This window comes from Vreelandella titanicae (assembly GCF_014697095.1).
Classification (GTDB): Bacteria; Pseudomonadota; Gammaproteobacteria; order Pseudomonadales; family Halomonadaceae; genus Vreelandella; species Vreelandella titanicae.
The window spans coordinates 4171331-4193367 of sequence record NZ_CP059082.1 but is presented as its reverse complement, the minus strand read 5'-3'; the positions used below and the strand labels follow the sequence as shown (position 1 = coordinate 4193367).

Here is a 22037-nt window from a genome sequence, read left to right as displayed (position 1 = left end):
TCGCAGCGGTTAATTGCGGGGGGATTGCCTATTAAACCGCTGTTTTCGCACGGGCCACTGCCGGGCTACCGGCTGTTTTTTTGCGTCTTGGCCGCCAGTGCATTGATGTTTGTCGACCAGCATTTCACGCGTATGGAGAAAGTGCGCGCGCAAATGTCGATGGTCGTTGCTCCTATTCAATGGGTCGTCAGTGTGCCTAGCGACCTGTTGAATTGGGGGTCGCTTGCGCTCTCCGATCAGCAGGCGTTGGTGGATGAAAATCGTCGCCTGCGTGAGCAGATTCTCACCCTTTCCCATCGTGGTCAGCGAATGGCGAATTTGACCGCGGAAAACAGCGAGCTGCGCGAATTACTAAAAGCCGCGAAGCGGCGTGATATTCCTTATATCACCGCCGAACTGTTGTCGCTTGATAACGACCCCTTTAGTCATCAGATGGTGATTAATCGCGGCCATCGCAATGGCACCTACGTGGGGCAGCCGGTGATTGATGCCTCGGGCTTGGTGGGGCAAATTACCGCGGTCTCTGCCTACTCAAGTCGGGTACTGCTGTTAGCTGATGCCAGTCATGCGTTGCCGGTTCAGTTAAACCGCAATGGCTTACGTTTTATCGTCCAAGGAGCGGGGCGTTACAGCAGCGTTAATGTGATGCACGTACCTGATACGGCGGATATCCGTGAAGGTGATTTACTGACCACATCGGGCTTGGCTGGACGCTTTCCTCCGGGTTACCCCGTGGCGCGAGTCACCGAGGTGTTTCACGATCCGGGGCAGCCTTTTGCTCGCGTGACGGCCGAACCGATGGCTCAACTGCAGCGCTCGCGTCATTTCTTGCTACTTTTTCCGCCCCCGCGAGAGGAGGTAGAAGAGCATGCCTGGGATGAGACGCTGGATATCTCCGCAGAAGCCTTGCGCTCTTCGCTCCAGCTTTCAACAAGCCCCAACAATGCGTTGCACGACTCAAATGCATCATCTCAAGAGGTGCCCTGATGCCACGAGCACCGATTGTTCCGCTAGTGATTATTTGGTTTAGTTTGGTCTTGGCTCTTTGCTTGCAGGTGATGCCGCTGGCCGATGGCTGGCAGGTATATCGCCCCGAGTGGTTAGGGCTGATGCTGATCTACTGGTGTATGCGCACACCCGACAGAGTCGGCGTTTTTCATGGCTTTGTGCTGGGGATTTTGATGGATTTAATTGAAGGCACCGTGCTGGGCCAGCATGCGCTTATTTATGCACTGCTGGCCTTCTTGTGTGCGCTGGTCTATCCCCGCTTCCGTGCTTATTCACTGGTACAGCAATCCGCGCTGGTGCTGGTGCTGTTGGGCTTGATGCAGCTAGTCGCTCAATGGCTACGCACTATCGTGGGTGATTTTTCGATTCATTTAGCCTTTTTGATTCCCGCGCTGATCAGTGCATTGCTATGGCCATGGCTAGCGACGATGTTCCAGGCATTAGAACGTCGGTTGGCCGCTTCATGACTGCGCCTGTTTTGTGTTTAGCGTCTGCCTCTCCACGCCGTCGAGCTTTGCTGGCATCCATTGGTGTTCCGGTCACGGTTCACCCTTGTGATATTGATGAGACACCGCAGGTGGGTGAGTCGGCTCAAGCGTATGTGCAGCGCTTAGCAGCTGCCAAAGCCGAGGCAGCAGCCCCTTTTACCCACTTGCCTATCCTAGGTTCAGATACCGCTGTGGTGGTCGATGGGCGTATCCTAGGTAAGCCAGCGAATGCTGAGGAGGGCGCCGAGATGCTGCGGCTGCTTTCGGGGCGGTGCCACGAGGTGCTTACCGCTGTGGCGGTAAGTGGGCCAGAAGGTATGCTTTCCTCCTGCGTGGCTACTCAGGTGACAATGCGTGAGATAAGCGCTGATGAAATCGTTGCCTATTGGCGCACGGGTGAACCTGCTGATAAGGCTGGTGGCTACGCAATACAGGGGTTAGCCGCCATATTTGTAAAACAGATTCAAGGCAGTCACTCAGCAGTGGTAGGGCTACCGCTGTATGAGACGACGCACTTGCTATGCCGACAGGGAGTTCCTATCTGGCAGCGTGTTTAATTCTCTAGAATAGAGGGCAACGCCGCCTGTATCGCTGGCAAGGAATACGTCAACCAACAAGGAATTTTGCATGAGCGGTGAAGTTCTCATCAATTTAACGCCAATGGAAACCCGCGTCGCGCTGGTTGAAAATGGCGTTTTGCAAGAGGCACTGATCGAGCGTTCCCGTCGGCGTGGCATCGTGGGCAATATCTACAAAGGCAAAGTAGTGCGTGTGTTGCCTGGTATGCAGGCTGCCTTTGTTGATATTGGCTTAGAGCGGGCGGCATTTATTCATGCCCACGAAGTGATGCCACCTGGCACGCCGCTCGATGAGCAGCAGACCATCGGCCAGTTACTTCATGAAGGCCAGGCGTTGGTGGTGCAGGCGACCAAAGACCCTATTGGAAGTAAAGGTGCGCGCTTAACCACGCACCTCTCGATCCCTTCCCGCTATTTGGTGTATATGCCCGACTCGCCGCATCACGGCGTTTCGCAACGCATCGAGGATGAGCGTGAACGCGAGCGTTTAAAAGCCCTGCTGGATAACAGCGTGGCGGAGCAGACGCTGGAAGTGACGGGGGGCTTTATTGTCCGAACTGCCGCGGAAGGCGTAGGTGACGAAGAGCTAAAAGGCGATATGCACTTTCTGTTGCGGCTGTGGCGTAAGGTGAGTGAGCGTAAAGTCACCGCGACGCCACAAAGCGTCATTTATGATGATTTGCCGCTCTTTATGCGCACTCTGCGCGACGTAATGCGCGACGATATTGAAAAAGTGCGTATCGATTCGCGGGAAAACTTCGTCAAACTGGTCGAGTTTGCCGAAGAGTTTATGCCCGATGCCGTTGAGCGGATTGAGTACTACCCAGGTGAGCGCCCCATCTTTGATCTCTACAGTGTCGAGGATGAGATCCAGAAAGCCTTGGGTCGCAAGGTGCAGCTGAAATCCGGTGGTTATCTGGTGATTGACCCCACCGAGGCAATGACCACCATTGATGTTAATACCGGCGGCTATGTGGGTCACCGCAATCTTGAAGAGACCATTTTCAAAACCAACCTTGAGGCGGCCACGGCGATTGCCCGCCAACTTCGGTTGCGCAACCTGGGCGGTATCATCATTATCGACTTTATCGATATGAACGATGTTGAGCATCAGCGGCAAGTGTTGCGAGTATTGGAAAAAGCCTTAGAGCGCGACCACGCTAAAACCAAGTGTACCGGTGTTACCGAGCTTGGCTTGGTTCAGCTTACCCGCAAGCGCACCCGGGAGAGCCTAGAGCAAACGATGTGTGAAGCGTGCCCAACCTGCAGTGGGCGCGGCACACTTAAAACGCCTGAGACTGTCTGCTACGAAATTTTCCGTGAGATTCTGCGCGAAGAGCGTGCCTACAGTGCTGAAACTTATATGGTGCTTGCATCGCAGCCCGTTGTTGACCGCTTACTAGATGAAGAGTCAGCGGCAGTGGCTGACCTGGAGACGTTTATCAATAAAACGATCCGTTTTCAGGTTGAGCAACACTACTCCCAAGAGCAGTACGATATTGTGCTGATGTAACCATGCTGACTCGTTCGCTGGTGCGTTGGAGTTTGCTGATAGCGGCCTGGCTTTTGGGCAGCGCGGCTGTGCTGCTGTTGCTGCTGCGTCTAGCGATCAGCCAATCCGATGCCCTTACCCCCCACATTGAAGCGTTACTTGAGGCGCGCATTGGCGTGCCGGTGACCATCGAGCGCTTATCGCTATCGCTAGCGCGTAGCGATCTACTGCTACGGCTTGACGGGGTGAACGCGGAAACCCCCGATGGCCAAGCACTCTTTTCCCTTGAGCATGCGGGGCTGCGCTTAGATACCTGGGCGTCGTTTGCCAATCTGGCACCGATTTTTAGTGATGCGCGTATCAGTGGTACACAGTTTCACCTCTATCAAGGTTCGGGGAGGTCTTTACAGTGGCCTGAGCCTGCGGAGTTACCGCTATTGATGGCAGCAGAACCCGATGTGGATCTGGCCACAATTGATAGCTGGGCGGGCTTGATTCTACGCCAACGCCTGTGGGTGGATGACACGCGGGTTGTACTGCACGGCAAAGACGACACCGTGATGCTGCATGCTCAGACACTGCTGCTGACCGGTGATGAGCGGCGCACAAGGTTAGAGGGCGCCATCAATATTGCCCCATCGTTAGAGCAGGCTCGCGATATAGACCTTCCTGCGGCGGAAATGAAGGTCGAAATGCAGCCCGGCCGACGAGGTTTTAGCGATTTTTCGGCAGCACTGCAGTTGGATATTCAGCTTGATCAGTTAGTGGTTCTGGCGGATATGTTTCGACCTGATCATGCCGCCTATTTAGAGCAAGCCGGTGGCAGTGCGCGGCTATGGGGGCGTTGGAGCGCTGGACGCCTTGAGGAAGCTCGTGTTGCCGTCGACGTTCCACAGTTGACGCTTCGCCACCAGGTTCAGTACGCGGTGTTAAGAGATATTAAGGCTAATGGCCTGTGGCAGCGCGACGGCGAAGGTGGTGAGGCGTGGCTAAGCGGCGACGCGGAGAGCGTTGAGTGGGCCCAGCCCCCTGGAGGTAACGTTGGGCCAGCGTTGCCACGCCACTGGCATGCCACCCACCAACCAGGACAGTGGGAAGTGCGCACCAGCGCCTTTGAGCTTGCCTCGCTGACCGCTTGGCGTGACTACGTATTGCTCCCTGAATCCGTCACCCGGGTATTGCAAACCCTTGCTCCCCGTGGGCAAGTCGAGGGGTTGCACGTGGGGCAGCAGGATGGTCACTGGGGAGTGGATGCGGCGTTAACCGGCGTGGAGGTCTCACCGTGGCAGCAGGCACCGGGCGGAGGCCCGCTGGATGCCTGGGTACAGGCGCGGGATTTACGCGGCCGCGTGCTGTTTAGCAGCAACGGTGAAAGCACTCTCTACTTTCCTGAGTTTTTTGCCGCTCCCATGCAACTGCGACGTGCTGAAGGGGAAGTGGAGTGGGTATACGACGGCCCCAATACCATGGTGAGTGGCAAGCGCCTAAGCGTCGACTGGGACGGCGCCCAGATAGCGGGCGGCTTTGGTTTGGTGACGGGTAATCAGCGCGGGCATTTTGGTTTAGACCTCAATTTCAGTGACGTGGATGCTGTTGAGCGTCCGCTGGCCCAGTGGTTGCCGCTCAGCGTCATGGATGACGAGCTTCGCGAATGGCTGCTTAATGATATTGGTGGCTACGTGAGCGAGGGCTCCCTACAGCTTAGCCAACCATTAGGCGAAGGGGCGACCGCCAACGACTTTACTGCAACGCTCGCTCTGGCGGTGACCCAAGGACATTTGCCGATTGCGCCAGGCTGGCCACGTCTTGACGACGTCGAGGGGCGCTTAAAGTGGCAAAACAGAGTGTTAGAAGCTGAAATTGATAACGCTCAGAGCCATGGCATCACTGCTTCAGAGGGTGAGGTGGTGATGGAGGATGAGACGCTCAACCTTTCGGGGCAGTTAACATCGGATGGGCCAGCGCTGATATCATTTTTACAGGCAATGCCCGAGATTGATCTTTCCCCACTAAGTGATTTGCGCGTAACGGGTGGCGTTAACGGCGATATTGCGTTGTCGTTGCCGTTGGCAAACCCTGAAGCGCTGCAACTGGAAATCAATGCTCGGCCACGCTTTCCGGAAGTGGTGTATAAACCGCTCGATCTACGTCTTCAATCGGTTGAGGGGGATCTCGCCTGGCTTCAAAACGGGAAGAGTTCAGGTCTCGTCGGTGAGGTTAGTGGGCAGTTGCTGGGAGGCCCTATCAACGCTGATATTGATACTCAACGCAACGACATACAGCTGCAGGGGAGTGTCGCCACTGGGGCGCTTTTTGGGCTTGCAGGGTTGGATAGTCAAGGGCGTATGCCGCTAGAAGGACCGCTAGAGTGGCAGGGCAGTGTCGCCCTAACGCCAACTCCCATCCTGCGCTTGGAGAGTCGTTTAGTCGGCGTCACCAGTCATCTTCCCGAGCCCTTTGCAAAATCGCCACAGCAGGCCTGGCCCTGGACATTAACCGCCGATATGGACACAAAACGTATCGAAAGCCGCCTAGCCGATATCGCTTCTGCACGACTGCAACAGCTTAATGGCTCGCTTGCCGGGACGCTAAATTTAGGCAGCCAGGCGGTGCGCCTGCCCGACTGGCCCTCCCAGCCAGGGGTTAGTATCGATGCTGCCCTACCTCGCATTGACCCGCTAGCGTGGCAGCAGGCGATTTCACCGCTAATGCCCAGCGGGTTGCTCAGTGCGTCGGGTGGAGGTACTCAAATACCGTTGGCGGTCTCGTTAGCCACACCCTGTGTGGTTTACCAAAGGGAGTGTTTAGGCAGCCTTAACGCGTCGGGAGGCGTGAACGATGGCCGGATCGATTTGGGGCTAAGCGGTAATCTGGTCACTGGGCATTTACTGTACGATGCTCAATCACCGCAACCGTTAGATGTGGCCATTGAAGCGCTGGCGCTTGATCGCTTGCTGGCGTTAGCCAATGTTGAACACGACAGCGATGCTCCGATGCCAGACTCCTGGATGGAAACGGTCGACACCCAGCGCAAGGTGCCTGTGGCCATTCCTGATTGGCTAGCCGATGTGCCCAATGGACGATTACGCTTAGCCGAAATTGCTATGGGGCCGCGCCGCTTCGGCCCTTTGACTGCTTACTGGAAAACTGACGGCGAGCGTTTTTCGCTTACCCCCGTTGGCTTAACCCTGGGTCAGCTCTCTGCGCGAGGTGAGCTTTACTGGGAGGGGGACGCTGTTTCCAGTCATACCCGTGCGGACATTACGATTCAGGGTGGCGACATCGGCACCGCCCTTGAGCGTCTTGACCAACCGGTGGCCATGCGTAGCCGAAGTACCGATGTGGCTGCTTCGCTTGATTGGCCGGGGGCGCCCTGGCAGTTGGAGTTAAGCCGCTCAGATGGCTATATCAGTACCGACATTCGTGATGGCCGCTTTGTCACTCTGGAATCGGCACCTGCGCGCTTAATTGGCTTGCTCAATTTCGATAATATTTTACGTCGTCTACGCTTGGATTTTTCCGACGTTACCGGCCGCGGCACGGCATTTGACCGTGTTAAGGGGACGGCTGATGTTACCGGTGAGTTGCTGACGCTGCGCGGGCCATTGCAAATTGATACTCCGGCCACCACCCTAACGCTTACCGGCAGTGTCAACCTGGTGACGCGTGAACTTGACCAGCGGCTTGGCGTCACACTACCAGTGACGCAAAGTTTACCGATCGCGGCGATTGCCGTTGGCGCACCCATCGTGGGTGGCGCGCTGTTCCTTGCTGACCAGCTGTTTGGCGACGCCTTAGATCGCGCCACGACACTCCATTATCGCGTGCGAGGCCCTTGGACTTCGCCGCAGGTTACTTTAGAAGGCCCCCAATGACCGCATATAAAAGTGATGTAGATACGGCCGCCGCCATTCTGTTGACCCCCGGAGGGCTCGATTTAGAGGCTCTGGAAACAGGTTTGGGCTACGCTATGGGCGCGGGCATTGACTATGCAGATCTCTATTTCCAGCGTACCTGGCAAGAGGGCTGGGTACTGGAGGATGGAGAGGTAAAAGAGGCCAGCTACAATATTGACGGTGGCGTCGGCGTACGCTCACTGGCAGGTGAAAAGACTGGCTTTGCCTACTCCAACCAAATAACGGCCGATGCGCTAATGGACACCGGCCGCACGGCGGCAGGCATCGTCCGCAGCGGTCAACGTCTGCCTGGACAGTTGGTGCGCCCGGTATCCGCCATGTCGCGCTATGCGGGAATCGACCCCCTGGCCGGGCTAAGCGCGGAAGACAAAGTCGCCATGCTAAAACAGGCTGACCGTGTCGCCCGAGCCGCGGATCCCAGCATTAGCCAAGTGAGTGCTTCTCTTTCAGGTACCTACGAGGTGGTGCTGGTGCGGGCAAGCGATGGCACCTTGGCGGCGGATATTCGCCCGCTGGTGCGCTTTAATGTCAGCGTTATCGCGGTTAAAAATGGTCGTCGTGAGCGTGGCAGTGCGGGCGGCGGTGGCCGTTACTCCATGGCCAAGCTGCGCGATGACCAAGTTGCCGAGCAGTACGCCAAAGAGGCGGTGCGTCAGGCACTGGTCAACTTGGAAGCCGTCGATGCGCCCGCGGGGCAAATGCCTGTGGTGCTGGCGTCGGGGTGGCCGGGAATTTTGCTTCATGAAGCCGTCGGCCATGGTTTGGAAGGGGATTTCAACCGTAAGGGCAGTTCCGCCTTTGCTGGCAAAATGGGCGAGCGCGTGGCCGCAAAAGGCGTGACGATTGTCGATGATGCGACACTAGCGGATTGCCGTGGCTCGATGAGCGTGGATGACGAGGGCACGCCGGGCCAATACACGCCGCTTATCGAAGACGGGATATTGACTGGCTATATGCAGGACAAACTCAATGCCCGCTTAATGGGTATGGCCCCCACTGGCAATGCGCGACGCGAATCCTTTGCCCACCTGCCGATGCCGCGCATGACGAATACGGTCATGCTTGCGGGCCAAGATGAGCCCAGCGATATTATCAAAAGCGTTAAGCGCGGTATTTACGCGGTGAGCTTTGGGGGCGGGCAGGTGGATATCACCTCTGGCAAATTTGTGTTCTCTGCCAGCGAAGCCTACTTGATTGAAGACGGTAAGGTGACGGCGCCGGTGAAAGGCGCCACCTTGATTGGTAACGGGCCGGAAGCGATGCAGCGTGTTTCCATGATTGGCCATGATATGGCGCTGGATACCGGTATTGGCGTGTGTGGTAAAGAAGGGCAGGGCGTGCCGGTGGGTGTGGGCCAGCCCACCCTGAAATTGGATGAGCTGACCGTCGGCGGCACGCAGTCTTGATAGGCGGTCTTGAAAAACGGTCTTAAAGAGCTGTTTTTAAAGTGCGAGGGTTTCGCGCAGGTGTTTGAAGAGCTTGCGCGAGCTGGTCGGCGGTTTGCCCTGTTCGCGTTCCCGCTGGGCGTTGCGAATCAATTGACGCAGTGTCTGGCGATCGGCGTCGGGGTGCTCCGCCATAAACAGGTCAACTGCCGCATCGCCCTCGTCAATTAAACGTTCCCGCCATTTTTCCAGTCGGTGGAACGCGTGGTCGCGCTGCTCTTGCTCCTGATCGATGGAGTCGAACACGGCTTGAATGGCGGTAAGATCCTCTTTACGGATCAGCTTACCGACATACTGCATATGGCGGCGGCGACCTTCATGGGAGCGAATACGCGAGGTTTCCTCGATAGCGCGTAGCATATCGTCAGAGAGGGGGAAACGGGCGCGTTCCGCCGGTCGCATGGCGATTAAGGTTTCCCCAAGTGCCTGTAAGGCATGCATTTCGCGTTTGAGTTGCGACTTGCTAGGGCGTTCTTCCTGTTCTTCTACTTCAACGGGATCGGGACGTTGCTTACGCATAGTGTGACTCACAGACAAGATTCGTGGCGGCATTATACCAGCTGCGAGTACAACATTGATTCGCCGATGACACTCTCTTGCAAGACTTTGGTTGAGAGACATTCGGTTGAAATAGGAGGCCATATGGCACAGGCATTTGATGCATCCGCGCAGCAGTCGCTATTGACCGCGCGCGCCGAAGAGGCGTTAGCGCTGGCGAAGCGCTTGGGCGCGGATGCTGCCGAAGTAGGCGCAAGCGTCGATCAGGGTATAGGCGTTAGCGTACGCCTGGGCGAAGTTGAAACGGTTGAGTTATCCCGTGACCAAGGCATTGCTGTCACGCTATACGTGGGTCAACGTAAAGGCAGCGCTTCATCCACTGATGCCAGCAGTGCCTCGATCCAGGCAGCCGTAGAGAAAGCGCTGGCGATTGCCCGCTATACCGGCGAAGACCCGGCCGCAGGATTGGCCGATGCCTCCCTTATGGCTACTGAGTTGCCCGATCTAAAAGTGCACTATCCCTGGGCGCTCACAACGGATGAGGCGATTGAGTTAGCGCTTGCCTGCGAGCAGGCGGGGCGAGACGTTGACGGCATCTCACAGTCAGATGGCGCGTCTCTCTCCAGTGGCGAAGGGGTGCGCGTTTACGCCAATAGCCACGGCTTTTTAGGTACCCAAAAGGGTAGTAGTCACTCTCTTTCTTGCATGCTGATTGCCCAAGATGCGAGCGGTATGCAGCGTGATTATGACTACACCTCTGCCCGTGACCCCAAGGCGCTGCGTAACCCCGCTGAGGTGGGGCGCGAAGCAGCGGTGCGTACGCTGCGCAGGCTAGGCGCTAAACGGCCGCCAACGGGCACCTTTCCGGTGCTGTTTGACCCATCGTTGGCCAGTGGCTTGATTGGCCACTTGCTTGGTGGGTTAGCCGGTGGTGCGCTTTACCGGCAGGCCTCGTTTTTGTGCGACCGGCTCGGTACACCGTTGTTTCCCGACTGGTTTAGTCTCGAAGAGCGGCCAATGGAGATTGGCGCCACGGCAAGCTCACCGTTTGATGGCGAGGGCGTGCAAACGCGCAATAATCGCTTTATCGATCAGGGACGAATTGCCAGCTATATGCTCTCTTCTTACAGCGCTCGTCGTCTCGATATGCAAACCACGGGCAATGCCGGTGGGGCACGTAACGTGCGTTTAGCAACGCCACTGCAATCACGCGAAAGCCTGCTGCAAGAGATGGGGCGGGGTATTTGGGTGACTGAGTTGATGGGCCAAGGTGTCAACGGTGTGACCGGTGACTATTCCCGCGGTGCAGCAGGTTTTTGGATCGAAAATGGAAAGGTGCAGTACCCGGTCGAAGAGTTCACCATTGCCGGAAACCTGGAGCGGATGTTTGCTGGCTTAGTAGGTATTGGCGATGATACCGATACCCGTGGCAGTGTTCACACGGGTAGCTGGTTGATTGATGCCATGACCGTGGCGGGGGACTAACAAGCACAAGCGGCAGCTTACTGATCCTCCTCAAAGCGGGCGTCGAACAGCGCTTGAATCGCTTCAAGCGCCTGTTCGGCGTCATCGCCTTCGGCGGTGATTCTAAGCTCGGTGCCACAAGGTGCGGCAAGCATCAGCAGTGACATGATATTGGCGGCGTCGGCAGCCTGTTGCTGTTTGTAAACGCGTATTTTTGCCGTGAACTGTTGGCCGCATTTGACCAGTTTTGTCGCCGCGCGAGCGTGTAGCCCGCGTTGATTGGTAAGTGTAAGTATGCGTTCTGGCACCCTGGTTCCTTTTCGCCGAGTGGTGTCATTAATGGATAGACGCGCTTAAGAGGTCTCTGGCCGCTCGTTAGGTGTGGAAGCGCTGACGAGGGGAGCGGCCAATTGTTCGCTTAAGGTGTAGTGCAGGCCCAGTTCGCGGTGGCGAAGTTGAACTTCGCCCATGATAGGAGTCAATTTTTCCGCTAACTTCTCGGCCATATAGACCGAGCGGTGCTGACCACCAGTACAGCCAATCGCGATAGTCATGTAGCTACGTTGGCTATTCTGGTAAGCGGGTAGCCAACGCTCTAGCCAGGCCAAAATGTCGTCGCTCATGTCATCAACAATCGGATAGCTGCTCAAAAAAGCCACGATTTCCGCGTCGCGGCCAGTGAACTGGCGCAGCGTGGGATCCCAGTACGGATTTGGCAGGCAGCGCACATCGAAGACCAGGTCGGCGTCTAACGGTACGCCGCGTTTATACCCAAACGATTCCAGCGTTAGCGTCAGCTTGTCGCGCCGCTGATGGGCTACTTGGTCGGTAATGCGACGGCGTAAATCGTGCACCGATAATCGTGATGTATCGATCAATAGGTCGGCCAGATCGCGAATATCTTCCAGCGTCGTCTCTTCTTTATTGATCGCCTCTTCCAGCGTCATTTCGCTATCGCGGGTCAGCGGATGACGGCGACGCGTTGCTGAGTAACGCTCAAGCAGTATGCGCGCATCGGTGGTCAGGTAAATAACTTGAAAGTCGATTTTACGCTGGCGCAACTCGTCTAATAAAGAGGGCAGGCGCTCCAGAGCTCCCGGCAAGTTGCGGGCATCAATACTCACCGCTAAATGTGCCCGGTCGCCCTGGTCACGCAGTTCATCCACCAACGACCCCAGCAACATAGCTGGGAGGTTATCAATCGCGTAGTAGCCAAGATCTTCCAGCGCTTGCAAGGCGATAGATTTACCTGACCCGGAGCGGCCGCTAATGATCACCAGTTGCATAGAGTCTCTCTTTGCTTTGATCAAGCTGCGTTGAGGGTGGTGAGCGAATAACCTGCTATGATCTGCCCTGAACAGGGTTTCAGGCCCTTAGGCCGCTGATTGCTCGCGAATTTTGGCGGTAATCAGCTCAAGCAGTTCGCGCTGGCTGGCTGCTTTACGCAGTTGCTGGCGCGTGTCCGCATCATTCATGATGGTCGCTACCTGACCCAGTAGTGAGAGATGCGTGTCATCTGCCTCTTCGGGTACCAACAGGACAAACACCAGATCTACCGGGTCGCCGTCGATAGCGTCAAAATCGATCGCTTCAGCCAGTTTTAAAAATCCAGCGATAGGGGCGTTGCAGTGGGGGCTACGCGCATGAGGAATAGCCACGCCGTTACCAATACCCGTACTGCCTAAGCGCTCGCGGCCGATTAAACGGCTAAACACTTCTTGGCTGTCCAGGCTGGGAATATTTTGGGCGATAAAGGTGCTGTAAAACTCCAGCACCCTTTTTTTGCTGCCCCCGGGGACGTCGAACAGAACGCGTTCCGGGGGGAGTATGGTTTCCAACGTCATTGAATTAACGCACACCGGCGCCTTGGGCGCGAGCTTGTGCTTTTTCCTTGTGTTTAACGAGTTGACGGTCGATTTTGTCCGCTAGTGCGTCGATAGCGGCGTACATATCACTGTCTAGGGCTTCCGCATGTAAGTCAGCACCTGCGGCGTGCAGCGTACAGGCGGCCTGCTGGCGCTCTTTCTCCACTGATAAGGTGACTTGCACCGTAGTTATATTGTCGTAATGGCGCTCTACACGCTCAAGCTTTTCGTTGACATAGTCACGCAAGGCGTCAGTCAGTTCTACGTGATGACCAGTGATATTTACTTGCATTGACGTGCTCCTTATCCATCGGACTGTACTTCGATTGTAACCCTTTTTGCCGCGTTGCAAAGCCCTTGTCGAGAGTTTCCCTGAAACGTTAACGCAGTTAGCGCAAACGACGCCGTTCACTGGAAGAGGGAATGCCCATGGCTTCACGGTATTTCGCCACCGTACGACGCGCCACTTGAATTCCTCCTTCGCCTAATAGCGTCACTAAGCGGCTGTCTGAAAGTGGCTTGCCGGGCGGCTCCTCTTGAATCAGTTTCTTGAGTCGTGCCCGGATGGCGGTGCTGGAGTGGCTGTCGCCATCTTGGCCGCTCACCTGGCTTGAGAAAAAGTATTTGAGTTCAAACACACCACGGGGTGTATGGATATATTTTTGCGTCGTTACCCGTGAAATAGTCGACTCGTGCATCTCCACGGCTTCGGCAATGTCGGCCAGTATCAGTGGTTTCATGGCTTCTTCGCCGTGCTCTAAAAAGCCAATCTGGCGGGTAATGATTTCGCGACCAACACGCAGCAGCGTATCGTTTCGGCTAGAAAGGCTCTTGATCAACCAGCGCGCTTCCTGGAGGTGCTCTTTGAGAAACTGGTTGTCATCGCTTTTATCCGCACGCTTAATCAAGCTGGCGTAGTCGGGCTGAATGCGCAGTCGTGGCAGGGCCTCGGGGTTGAGCTCTAAATGCCAGCCTTCATTATCGTGGCGGACGACTAGATCGGGGGTGACATAGCTGTCGTCGGTGTCGCCGTAAGCGCTGCCTGGCCGTGGGTCTAGGCTGCGAATAAGCAGGATGACATCGGCCAGCTGTTCGTCGTCGAGCCCTAGACGGCGTTTCAGCAGGCGCATATCGTCTTTGCCAAGCGCTTCGAGAAACTGCCGCACTAAACGGCGGGCGGGAACCAGCAGTGGCGTATCATCGGGGAGGGCGGCGAGCTGCAGCATCAAGCATTCACGCAAGTCACGGGCAAATATGCCGGTCGGCTCAAACTGCTGGAGCTTGAGTAGAATGGTTTCCACTTCGCGCTGGCTTAGCCCGTCAATGCTCTGGGCACGAAGCCCTTCACGGATGTCGTTGAGCGGCTGGGTCAGGTAGCCGTTGGCGTCTAGCGCGTCGATTAAACTTTCCGCGACAAGCTGCTCGCGAGCGCTAAAATCGGTCATGGCGAGTTGCCACAGCAGGTGGCCATGCAGGCTCTGACCGGCTGCCTGACGCTCAAAGTCGGGGCCTTCGCTGCTGCTGCCCCCCTGGCTTCCCATATCTTGATAGGTATCTGACCAGTCGCTATCTACCGAGAGCTCAGTAGGGATGCTCTCTGACCACTCTTCTTCCTTAGGCTCGCTGACAGCCTGCTCACTAAACTCATCTTCCTGCTCCAGCATGGGATTGGCATCAAGGGCCTGCTGAATTTCTTGACGAAGATCCAGCGTAGAGAGTTGCAGCAGCGCAATGGCCTGCTGCAACTGGGGCGTCATGGTCAGCTGTGTGCCGATACGCAGTTGGAGAGAAGCTTTCATGACCATCTGAGAACCACTCGTTAATCAGAATGCTCCACCCTAGTGCGAGTGAGTGCTTGGCGCAAGTGCAATAAGCATGCCATTGGTAGTAAAGTTGTTTTAAAGCGCTATTTAGGGGCGATTAAGGCAAAAACATTACAGGCGAAAATCGGCACCCAAATACACATCCCTTACTTTTTGGTTGGTGAGAATCGAGGCGGGTGAGCCACTGGCGATAATTTGCCCATCGCCGACGATATAGGCGATGTCGCAAATATCTAGTGTTTCACGCACGTTGTGATCGGTGATCAGCACGCCGATATGGCGCTGTTTCAGTGCACGAATGATGGTTTTAATCTCACCTACCGAGATGGGGTCAACGCCCGCAAAAGGCTCATCGAGCAGAATAAAAGCGGGCTCTGTGGCTAGCGAGCGGGCTATTTCTACACGCCTGCGCTCGCCGCCCGAAAGGCTCATGCCCAGGTTGTCGCGAATATGGGTAATATGGAAGTCTTCGAGTAGCGCTTCCAGACGCTGCTCGCGGTCGCTGCGGTTAAGCTCTTTGCGGGTCTCGAGTATCGCCATAATATTCTCGGCAACCGAGAGTTTGCGGAAAATAGACGCCTCTTGAGGTAGGTAGCCAATCCCCGCGGCTGCGCGCTCGTGCATGGGGGCGCGCGTTAAATCCACATCGTCGATACCCACCTTGCCAGCGTCGGATTTGACCAGCCCAACAATCATATAAAATGAGGTGGTTTTGCCCGCGCCGTTGGGGCCCAAAAGGCCAACGACACTGCCTTGGGAGATCTCCAGATTGATGTCTTTGACCACTCGGCGGCGTTTGTAGCTTTTAGCCAGGTGGTGGGCATAAAGGGTTTTGATCGGCGCAGTGTCAGCAGTGGCCACAGCTAAGCTCCCTATTGTTCAGGCTGAAGGGTCATGCGTATGCGCTGGGGCTCGCTGCCGTCAACGTCAGAGCGCGCTTGAATCACTTCTCGGTCAATAAAATACTCAAGGCGACCGCCGCTAAAGGTGTCCTCTTTCTGGGTCAGTTCGGCTTGGTCGATCAGCTCTACGCGACGCTCGGCGACGTGATAAATAATCCGCCGCGCCCAGCCTTCCGTGGGGCCATCTTGCCCTTCGCCTTGATGGCGCAAGTAGGCGCGCTCACCGGTGGCGGTGGCTGTCGAGAGTTCGCCCGCGTCGTTACGTTTGATCTCTACCCGCTCGCCGCGCAGTTGCATTTCGCCTTGGCGAATGTCCACATCCCCAGTGTAAACAGCTGTGCCTGCCCGCTGATCAAGATCTAAACGGTCGGCTTCCACTTCCACTGGGGTCTGGGAAGATGAGTTGGTTTGGGCTAATACTGATAAAGGTATCGCTAAACCGAACAGTGCAGTGTAGAGCAGGGCTGGGGAAATAATGGCTTTCATGGCGGTTCCTATTAGCGTTGTGTGGCTGGGGGGTGCGTGCCGCGCACATTATCCGTTAAGCGAACCTGGCTGGTGTTAAGCCAAACGTCCATACGTGAAGCGCTCATTTGCTGCGGCGGTTGCTGCATCAATACCGGTGTGTCACTCCATGCATGCTGCTCGAGGCCATCATAGTGCAGTAGCTCGGTATCTAGCTGCCAGCCTTCATCTGGTGCAAACAGTCGAGCCGAGCCTGACAGCAGCAGGGCTTGGGTAGCGGTGTTGAGCGTGCCTACATCGGCGCTGGCCAGCCACTGACGGTTTTCGCTGTCATACAGTACTGCCTCGGGCTCTTCCGTCCAGGTTTCGCTGCGCTGCGGGGTATGGATAAGGCGCGGTGTTTTTAGCGACTGCATGACACTGCCGTTATCCCCGAATAGGGTAATCTCAGCATTTTCCAGCACGTGGCCAGGTTCCTGAGCCTGTGCTTCGGGATCGATGCTGGTGTCTTGAGGCCCGCGGGGGTCAAGCCATACCAGCAGAATCCCTAGTGCGATGACTAGCCCGGCTAACCAGAGGCGTACTTTAAAGCGTTTAAACATTTACGTGCGGCCGTGCAGATAGGTGTCGAGCACCGCGCCCCAGTGTCCTTGAGATTCAAGCAGCGTATCGCAGATCTCACGTACGGCACCGTGGCCACCCAGGCGTTGGGTAGTCCAGTCGGCGTGGGTATGCATATAGTCCGGCGCGTTTGGCACGGTAATGCCGACGCCGCAACGTTTGATAGCCGCTAGGTCGGGTAGGTCGTCGCCACAATAAGCCACCTGCTCTAGTTCAATATCGAGGCGCTGGCAGAGCCCGCGAAGTGTGGCCAGCTTGTCTTCACAGCCTTGGTGAACATGGTCAATGCCGAGTGCCGCCGCGCGTTGGCTAACCATGGGGGAGTCGCGCCCGGTAATCAACGCGACATGTACGCCCACACGTTTGAGAAGCTTTAGCCCGTGGCCATCCTGGGTGTGGAATGCTTTGATTTCGATACCATCGGCCTGAAAGTAGAGGCGCCCATCGGTAAGGACGCCGTCAACATCCAGTGCTAGCAGGCGTACACGGCGGAGTCGGTCGAGTAGCGAGGCAGGTAGGGTCATAGAACCTCCATATCAATCAGTTCGTAAAGCAGGTCGTGTTGACGCCGCTGGGTTAAATAACGCCGCTGGCGAGCAGGTCGTGCATATGTAGAGCCCCAATTGGGCGCTGTTGTTCATCAACCACCGCTAGCGCGGTAATACGGCTTTCTTCCATGATGCGTACCGCTTCGGCCGCCAGGATGTCGGGGCCTATGCGTTTGCCCGGTCGAGTCATGACATCATCAACGAGCACGTCGCGCAGATTATGGAATTGATCCAGTGTGCGGCGTAGGTCGCCATCGGTGTAGACCCCGGCTAATCGTCCTTCACTATCCACTACGCAGGTAAAGCCAAGCCCTTGCCGAGTAATTTCGAGTAATGCGTCGCGCAGCGGGCTGCCCAATGCGACCTGGGGCAGGCGTGCGCCGTCGTGCATGAGGTCTCTAACGCGTAGCAGTAAGCGCTTGCCTAAACTGCCGCCGGGGTGGGAGAGGGCAAAATCTTCAGCGGTAAAGCCGCGTGCTTCCAGTAACGCAACCGCCAGTGCATCACCCAGGGCGAGAGCCGCGGTGGTGGAACTGGTGGGGGCGAGGTCGAGCGGGCAAGCCTCACGCTCAACGCCACTGTTTAGGTGCGCATCAGCGTGCTTGGCAAGCGTGGAGTGGGGTCGCCCCGTCATGCTGACCAGCGGTGTGCCCAGGCGTTTAAGCAGTGGTAGCAGAGCAGTGACTTCGGCAGTTTCGCCCGAGTTAGAGAGCGCCAACACTACATCTGCGCGGGTAATCATGCCTAGATCGCCATGGCTGGCTTCGCCGGGGTGAACGAAAAAAGCCGGCGTGCCGGTACTGGCAAGTGTCGCCGCTAGCTTGCCAGCAATATGCCCCGACTTGCCCATACCGGTCACCACTACACGACCTTGGCAGGCGAGAATTAGCTCACAGGCGCGATCAAAGCTTTCGTCTAGCTTAGCCTGAAGGCCTCCAATCGCTGCCTGCTCGATTTGTAGCGTACGCAGTGCGCTTTCACGTAGTAGGCTGGAGGGGGCGATAGGCTGGCGCATAGCGTTTTCTCTTAACAAATGAAAATATAAAAGTAGTAACCGGTAAGAATAACATCTCGACACCTCTAATAGGCAGTAATTGAGGCGACTCCCTGGGGGGCATACCCGCATCACCAGGGCCGAGAGCAGGTTTAGGCGAGGGTAAGCAAGCCTTTGCAACTTTGATAACCCTGAACAATAGGAAAGCCCATTCGTGCAGTAATGCCTTGTAGCGTTATAGTACAATGTTCGATAATGTTTTAGAAACGCTGTTTTCTAATTGCGATAGCCGCAAGTAGGGTATGCTATACAGCTTTAGTCGCGCCTCGTTAAGAGTCAACTGATCCATGACAGATGCACCCTTTATAGAAATTGAAGAGCTTTACTTTTCGCGTGGCGATCACGAAATTTTCCGTGGTGTGAATATGACCATACCGCGGGGTAAAGTAACCGCGATCATGGGGCCAAGTGGTACCGGTAAAACCACGCTACTGAAGCTGATCGGCGGCCAGCTAACCCCGGAGAGTGGTCGAATACTCATTGATGGGCAGGATGTTCATAAACTGTCCCGGAAGGCGCTATTCACGCTACGCAAGCGGATGGGAATGCTGTTTCAGAGTGGTGCGCTGTTTTCTGATTTGGATGTGTTTGAAAACGTTGCCTTTCCGCTGCGGGTGCATACGGATTTGCCCGATACTATGGTGCGTGACCTGGTGTTGCTCAAGCTACAGGCGGTCGGCCTGCGTGGAGCGCGACACTTAACGCCTGCGGAGCTGTCCGGAGGGATGGCGCGCCGGGTCGCATTGGCTCGTGCGGTGGCGCTGGATCCAGAACTGATTTTGTATGATGAGCCGTTTGTTGGTCAGGATCCCATCTCTATGGGCGTGTTGGTGCAGCTAATCAAGCGCCTTAATCAAGCGCTGCAGCTAACCTCGGTGGTGGTCTCCCATGATATCAAGGAGACCTTGAGCATTGCGGACTATCTCTATCTGATCGCCGATGGCCAGGTGGTAGCCCATGGCACACCGCAAACCCTGGACACAAATCAAGATCCCCGGGTTAGCCAGTTTATTCATGGCGAACCTGATGGGCCGGTACCATTTCACTACCCCGCTGAGGCGTTTTATCGCGATATTCTGGGCGGGGCTCCGGTTAAATAGAACCGCTAGAGTGGGTGACATAAGGCGCTTAAATGCACCAATGCAGGGTAAATAAAGGGCAGAGTTAATGCAGTCAAAGTTCTCTAATAGCGCCGCACGTGTTACACGGCTGGGGCGCCGAGGGTGCGACTTAATGGAAGCATTGGGTCGAGCGGGCGTGTTTCTATTCCAGTCGGTGGTCGGCGTGCCTTCCCGGGAAGGCTGGCGATTATGGTTGCACCAGATGCACTTTGTGGGCGTGCTTTCGTTAGCCATTGTATTGGTGTCGGGGCTGTTTATCGGCATGGTGCTGGCACTGCAGGGCTATACCATTTTGGTCGATTTCGGGGCTGAGCAGGCGCTGGGACAAATGGTGGCACTGTCGCTATTGAGGGAGTTAGCCCCAGTGGTGGCAGCACTACTGTTTGCTGGCCGGGCGGGATCTGCGCTCACCGCCGAGATCGGTTTAATGAAAGCGACAGAGCAGCTCACCAGCATGGAGATGATCGGTGTTGACCCACTGCGCCGCGTGGTGGCGCCACGCCTATGGGCAGGCTTTGTGTCACTGCCTATTTTAACGGTTGGGTTTAGTGTCGTGGGCATCTGGGGCGGCTACTTGGTGGGCGTGGAGTGGCTAGGCGTCTTCGAGGGCTCTTACTGGAGCAACATGCAGGCCAATGTAGCCTTTATCAGTGATATCGGTAACGGCATGATCAAAAGCGCCGTATTTGCTTTGGTGGTGACCTGGATCGCGGTATTTCAAGGTTATGATTTGGTGCCCACTTCTGAAGGCATTTCCCGCGCTACTACGCGCACGGTGGTGTATTCGTCGCTTGCAGTATTGGGGCTTGATTTTGTGTTGACCGCCATTATGTTTGGCGGCCTTTAATGGCTGGAGCAGTTTCATGAAACGCAGTAAAACCATGGAGTTCGGTGTGGGCCTGTTTATGGTGGCGGGCATTCTGGGGCTGGTGTTCCTCGGCCTACGTGTGAGTGGACTGACGCTCTCAGCGCCCACGCAGTCGTTTCAGTTAGAGGCCAACTTCGCCAATATTGGTAGTTTAAAACCCCGTGCCAGGGTCACCATGGCGGGTGTGACAGTGGGGCGGGTAGAAGCCATTGAGCTGGATACGCAGTGGTTCGATGCGCGGGTCGTTCTTAGCCTGGATAGCGAGCTTGAGGGTCAGCTCTCCAAAGACTCGATTGCCTCGATCCTGACTGCAGGCTTATTAGGTGAGCAGTACATTGGCCTTAGCGTGGGCGGCGACCCTGAAATGCTTGAGGATGGCGATACGATTCGTGACACCCAGTCGGCGCTGGTGTTGGAAGAACTTATCCAGCAGTTTGTGTCCAATATGGCAACTAACTAGTGTTTCAAACGGCAGGCACTAATCCAGTGTAATAACGGGCCCAGTGCAATACCGGGTGGGGAGATGATGGTTATGAATGGAGTGAACTTGATGATGGGTCGTTGGTTATTGGTGGTAATGATGATGGCGGCGTTAATGGTGCCACTGCAGTCACAGGCGCAGTCTCAGACGCCAGAAGCAATGATTCGCGATAACGTTGAGTCACTGATGTCGGAGCTCGAAGGTCGCAAGGATTATTACGCCAATAATCTTAGCGAGCTTGAGGCGTTAGTGGATAGCAACCTCGAACAAGTGGCGGATTTCCGCTATATCGGGGCCAGCGTGATGGGGAACTACTTCCGCAACGCTTCCCCGGAACAGCGCCGTCGTTTTGTCGATGTGTTTCGCCAAACGCTGATTGATACCTATACCCGCGGACTGGTGACGTTTGATTATGATGAGCTGCGGGTGCTGAATGCCCAGCAGGCTCAGCGCTATGACGACCAGGCCAGCGTTGCCATGGAAGTGGTGGCCAATAACGGCAAGGTGTACCCCGTAAGCTATAGCCTGAGACTCTCCGACGGCGAGTGGCGGGTGGTTAACGTGATCGTTAACGGTATTAATCTGGGTCTGACGTTCCGCAATCAGTTTGACCAAGCCATGCGCGATAACAATCGTGATTATGACGCGGTTATTGACGGATGGTCACCTGAAGTGGGCGTTGAAGAGCTTGAGCAGGGAGGCGATGCGTGACAGTGCTGTTTTCACGCCTCAGTGTAACGGTTAGTGTAGAAAACACTACCTTGCTGGTGGAAGGTGATGTGGAGGTATCCTTGGCGGCCGATTTGGCCGCCTGTGGTGTTAAATGGCTCAAGCACACCGAGCTAACTTCGCTTAGCTTAGACTTTGGTCGCATTGAGAAGGCTAGCAGCGCTGCCATTAGCGTGCTGTTTGAATGGCTTCGAATTTGTCGGCAGCGCGGTATCCATATCCAAGCCATTCTTTTTTCAGCGCCGCTACGCCGACTTGCCTCCCTGGCTGAGTTGGATGCTTTGATTGATCAGCCTGCGGCTACTCTGGCCATTTAACGCTCCGGCATCGCCAAGCGCACTGCTTTTCTTTATTATGTCGACCCAATTACGTTCATTAATAACGATGACCCCAAAGGAGTTTTCTGCGCCATGCAACCCAACGAGGTAAAAGCACTGCTTGAATCCCGTATCGACGGATGTCAGTTCCATATCCAGGGTGAAGGCTGTAATTTTCAGGTGATTGCGGTTGGCGATGCCTTTGAAGGTCTCTCTCCGGTCAAACGTCAGCAGCTTGTCTACGCTGCGCTGAGCGATGAGATCGCCTCGGGTGCGCTCCACGCTATTAGCATCAAAACGTTTACCCCGGTGCAGTGGCAAACTGCACCGGAAAACGTTCAATAACGGTCGCC

The 22037-nt window shown here is 55.9% G+C and carries 24 protein-coding genes; 13 read left to right on the top strand and 11 right to left on the bottom strand.

Annotated elements, in window-relative coordinates:
• Positions 1 to 24: 24 nt before the first annotated feature.
• The 6 genes from mreC to tldD all read left to right on the top strand — a co-directional run bounded on the left by mreC (position 25) and on the right by tldD (position 8889).
• Complete coding sequence (gene mreC, locus HZS52_RS19405) at positions 25 to 987, top strand: rod shape-determining protein MreC (protein WP_041158043.1); 963 nt, start codon at positions 25 to 27, stop codon at positions 985 to 987.
• Positions 987 to 1475: a rod shape-determining protein MreD gene (gene mreD / locus HZS52_RS19400; protein WP_022523947.1), complete on the top strand. Its 489-nt coding sequence runs from the start codon at positions 987 to 989 to the stop codon at positions 1473 to 1475. The genes mreC and mreD overlap by 1 nt, the downstream gene beginning before the upstream one ends.
• Positions 1472 to 2053: a Maf family protein gene (locus HZS52_RS19395; RefSeq protein ID WP_041158044.1), complete on the top strand. Its 582-nt coding sequence runs from the start codon at positions 1472 to 1474 to the stop codon at positions 2051 to 2053. The genes mreD and HZS52_RS19395 overlap by 4 nt, the downstream gene beginning before the upstream one ends.
• Before the next feature lie 70 nt (positions 2054 to 2123).
• Positions 2124 to 3587 (top strand): ribonuclease G, encoded by a 1464-nt coding sequence (gene rng, locus HZS52_RS19390; protein ID WP_041158045.1) that lies wholly within the window; start codon positions 2124 to 2126, stop codon positions 3585 to 3587.
• Between the two features lie 2 nt (positions 3588 to 3589).
• Positions 3590 to 7441: a YhdP family phospholipid transporter gene (locus HZS52_RS19385; RefSeq protein ID WP_190373420.1), complete on the top strand. Its 3852-nt coding sequence runs from the start codon at positions 3590 to 3592 to the stop codon at positions 7439 to 7441.
• Complete coding sequence (gene tldD, locus HZS52_RS19380) at positions 7438 to 8889, top strand: metalloprotease TldD (protein WP_190373419.1); 1452 nt, start codon at positions 7438 to 7440, stop codon at positions 8887 to 8889. Before HZS52_RS19385 ends, tldD begins: the two co-directional genes overlap by 4 nt.
• 36 nt (positions 8890 to 8925) lie before the next feature.
• Here tldD and yjgA read toward each other — a convergent pair whose 3' ends face one another.
• Positions 8926 to 9447: a ribosome biogenesis factor YjgA gene (gene yjgA, locus HZS52_RS19375; protein WP_039859781.1), complete on the bottom strand. Its 522-nt coding sequence runs from the start codon at positions 9445 to 9447 to the stop codon at positions 8926 to 8928.
• A gap of 123 nt (positions 9448 to 9570) precedes the next feature.
• Between yjgA and pmbA the strand changes: the two genes are divergently transcribed.
• The gene (pmbA, locus tag HZS52_RS19370) at positions 9571 to 10911 is read left to right on the top strand and encodes a metalloprotease PmbA (protein ID WP_190373418.1); all 1341 of its coding nucleotides are present in this window, start codon (positions 9571 to 9573) and stop codon (positions 10909 to 10911) included.
• Positions 10912 to 10928: 17 nt separating this feature from the next.
• Here the strand turns inward: pmbA and HZS52_RS19365 are convergent, their stop codons facing one another.
• The 10 genes from HZS52_RS19365 to HZS52_RS19320 form a co-directional block, all read right to left on the bottom strand.
• Positions 10929 to 11198, bottom strand: a complete 270-nt coding sequence (locus tag HZS52_RS19365) for an HPr family phosphocarrier protein (protein ID WP_027959080.1) — start codon at positions 11196 to 11198, stop codon at positions 10929 to 10931.
• A 45-nt stretch (positions 11199 to 11243) separates the two neighbouring features.
• Complete coding sequence (gene rapZ, locus HZS52_RS19360; RefSeq protein ID WP_190373417.1) at positions 11244 to 12176, bottom strand: RNase adapter RapZ; 933 nt, start codon at positions 12174 to 12176, stop codon at positions 11244 to 11246.
• An 87-nt stretch (positions 12177 to 12263) separates the two neighbouring features.
• On the bottom strand, positions 12264 to 12734 hold the full coding sequence (locus HZS52_RS19355) for a PTS sugar transporter subunit IIA (protein WP_039859784.1): 471 nt from the start codon (positions 12732 to 12734) through the stop codon (positions 12264 to 12266).
• A gap of 4 nt (positions 12735 to 12738) precedes the next feature.
• A complete protein-coding gene (hpf, locus tag HZS52_RS19350; protein WP_007114683.1) occupies positions 12739 to 13047 on the bottom strand; it encodes a ribosome hibernation-promoting factor, HPF/YfiA family in 309 nt (102 codons plus the stop codon).
• Positions 13048 to 13144: 97 nt separating this feature from the next.
• On the bottom strand, positions 13145 to 14560 hold the full coding sequence (locus HZS52_RS19345; RefSeq protein WP_190373416.1) for an RNA polymerase factor sigma-54: 1416 nt from the start codon (positions 14558 to 14560) through the stop codon (positions 13145 to 13147).
• A gap of 129 nt (positions 14561 to 14689) precedes the next feature.
• Positions 14690 to 15439, bottom strand: coding sequence for an LPS export ABC transporter ATP-binding protein (lptB, locus tag HZS52_RS19340; RefSeq protein WP_022523936.1), 750 nt, complete (start codon positions 15437 to 15439; stop codon positions 14690 to 14692).
• Positions 15440 to 15450: 11 nt separating this feature from the next.
• Positions 15451 to 15966 carry a lipopolysaccharide transport periplasmic protein LptA gene (gene lptA, locus HZS52_RS19335; protein WP_190373415.1) on the bottom strand — a complete coding sequence of 172 codons (516 nt, stop codon included), beginning with the start codon at positions 15964 to 15966 and terminating at the stop codon, positions 15451 to 15453.
• A gap of 11 nt (positions 15967 to 15977) precedes the next feature.
• Positions 15978 to 16547 carry an LPS export ABC transporter periplasmic protein LptC gene (gene lptC / locus HZS52_RS19330; protein ID WP_022523935.1) on the bottom strand — a complete coding sequence of 190 codons (570 nt, stop codon included), beginning with the start codon at positions 16545 to 16547 and terminating at the stop codon, positions 15978 to 15980.
• Positions 16548 to 17090 (bottom strand): KdsC family phosphatase, encoded by a 543-nt coding sequence (locus HZS52_RS19325; protein WP_190373414.1) that lies wholly within the window; start codon positions 17088 to 17090, stop codon positions 16548 to 16550.
• Between the two features lie 52 nt (positions 17091 to 17142).
• A complete protein-coding gene (locus HZS52_RS19320) occupies positions 17143 to 18129 on the bottom strand; it encodes a KpsF/GutQ family sugar-phosphate isomerase (protein ID WP_190373413.1) in 987 nt (328 codons plus the stop codon).
• A 326-nt stretch (positions 18130 to 18455) separates the two neighbouring features.
• Here HZS52_RS19320 and HZS52_RS19315 point away from each other — a divergent pair, with 326 nt between their 5' ends.
• The 6 genes from HZS52_RS19315 to HZS52_RS19290 all read left to right on the top strand — a co-directional run bounded on the left by HZS52_RS19315 (position 18456) and on the right by HZS52_RS19290 (position 22029).
• Entirely contained in the window at positions 18456 to 19268 is an 813-nt protein-coding gene (locus HZS52_RS19315; RefSeq protein WP_027959086.1) for an ATP-binding cassette domain-containing protein, read from the top strand.
• 67 nt (positions 19269 to 19335) lie between these two features.
• On the top strand, positions 19336 to 20136 hold the full coding sequence (gene mlaE / locus HZS52_RS19310; protein WP_035539165.1) for a lipid asymmetry maintenance ABC transporter permease subunit MlaE: 801 nt from the start codon (positions 19336 to 19338) through the stop codon (positions 20134 to 20136).
• Between the two features lie 16 nt (positions 20137 to 20152).
• On the top strand, positions 20153 to 20617 hold the full coding sequence (gene mlaD / locus HZS52_RS19305; RefSeq protein WP_022523930.1) for an outer membrane lipid asymmetry maintenance protein MlaD: 465 nt from the start codon (positions 20153 to 20155) through the stop codon (positions 20615 to 20617).
• Positions 20618 to 20707: 90 nt separating this feature from the next.
• Positions 20708 to 21349, top strand: a complete 642-nt coding sequence (locus HZS52_RS19300; protein ID WP_081742670.1) for an MlaC/ttg2D family ABC transporter substrate-binding protein — start codon at positions 20708 to 20710, stop codon at positions 21347 to 21349.
• Positions 21346 to 21684 carry an STAS domain-containing protein gene (locus HZS52_RS19295; protein WP_190373412.1) on the top strand — a complete coding sequence of 113 codons (339 nt, stop codon included), beginning with the start codon at positions 21346 to 21348 and terminating at the stop codon, positions 21682 to 21684. The genes HZS52_RS19300 and HZS52_RS19295 overlap by 4 nt, the downstream gene beginning before the upstream one ends.
• 93 nt (positions 21685 to 21777) lie before the next feature.
• Positions 21778 to 22029 (top strand): BolA family protein, encoded by a 252-nt coding sequence (locus HZS52_RS19290; protein WP_022523927.1) that lies wholly within the window; start codon positions 21778 to 21780, stop codon positions 22027 to 22029.
• The last annotated feature ends 8 nt before the right edge of the window (positions 22030 to 22037 follow it).

Coding starts and splice junctions, on each gene's coding strand:
- HZS52_RS19345 (WP_190373416.1), bottom strand. CDS start 14,560: ATGGTCATGAAAGCTTCTCTCCAACTGCGTATCGGCACACAGCTGACC.
- mreD (WP_022523947.1), top strand. CDS start 987: ATGCCACGAGCACCGATTGTTCCGCTAGTGATTATTTGGTTTAGTTTG.
- yjgA (WP_039859781.1), bottom strand. CDS start 9,447: ATGCGTAAGCAACGTCCCGATCCCGTTGAAGTAGAAGAACAGGAAGAA.
- lptA (WP_190373415.1), bottom strand. CDS start 15,966: ATGAAAGCCATTATTTCCCCAGCCCTGCTCTACACTGCACTGTTCGGT.
- mlaE (WP_035539165.1), top strand. CDS start 19,336: ATGCAGTCAAAGTTCTCTAATAGCGCCGCACGTGTTACACGGCTGGGG.
- hpf (WP_007114683.1), bottom strand. CDS start 13,047: ATGCAAGTAAATATCACTGGTCATCACGTAGAACTGACTGACGCCTTG.
- HZS52_RS19315 (WP_027959086.1), top strand. CDS start 18,456: ATGACAGATGCACCCTTTATAGAAATTGAAGAGCTTTACTTTTCGCGT.
- HZS52_RS19395 (WP_041158044.1), top strand. CDS start 1,472: ATGACTGCGCCTGTTTTGTGTTTAGCGTCTGCCTCTCCACGCCGTCGA.
- pmbA (WP_190373418.1), top strand. CDS start 9,571: ATGGCACAGGCATTTGATGCATCCGCGCAGCAGTCGCTATTGACCGCG.
- lptC (WP_022523935.1), bottom strand. CDS start 16,547: ATGTTTAAACGCTTTAAAGTACGCCTCTGGTTAGCCGGGCTAGTCATC.
- tldD (WP_190373419.1), top strand. CDS start 7,438: ATGACCGCATATAAAAGTGATGTAGATACGGCCGCCGCCATTCTGTTG.
- rapZ (WP_190373417.1), bottom strand. CDS start 12,176: ATGCAACTGGTGATCATTAGCGGCCGCTCCGGGTCAGGTAAATCTATC.
- HZS52_RS19300 (WP_081742670.1), top strand. CDS start 20,708: ATGATGGGTCGTTGGTTATTGGTGGTAATGATGATGGCGGCGTTAATG.
- rng (WP_041158045.1), top strand. CDS start 2,124: ATGAGCGGTGAAGTTCTCATCAATTTAACGCCAATGGAAACCCGCGTC.
- HZS52_RS19355 (WP_039859784.1), bottom strand. CDS start 12,734: ATGACGTTGGAAACCATACTCCCCCCGGAACGCGTTCTGTTCGACGTC.
- mlaD (WP_022523930.1), top strand. CDS start 20,153: ATGAAACGCAGTAAAACCATGGAGTTCGGTGTGGGCCTGTTTATGGTG.
- HZS52_RS19320 (WP_190373413.1), bottom strand. CDS start 18,129: ATGCGCCAGCCTATCGCCCCCTCCAGCCTACTACGTGAAAGCGCACTG.
- HZS52_RS19290 (WP_022523927.1), top strand. CDS start 21,778: ATGCAACCCAACGAGGTAAAAGCACTGCTTGAATCCCGTATCGACGGA.
- HZS52_RS19385 (WP_190373420.1), top strand. CDS start 3,590: ATGCTGACTCGTTCGCTGGTGCGTTGGAGTTTGCTGATAGCGGCCTGG.
- HZS52_RS19325 (WP_190373414.1), bottom strand. CDS start 17,090: ATGACCCTACCTGCCTCGCTACTCGACCGACTCCGCCGTGTACGCCTG.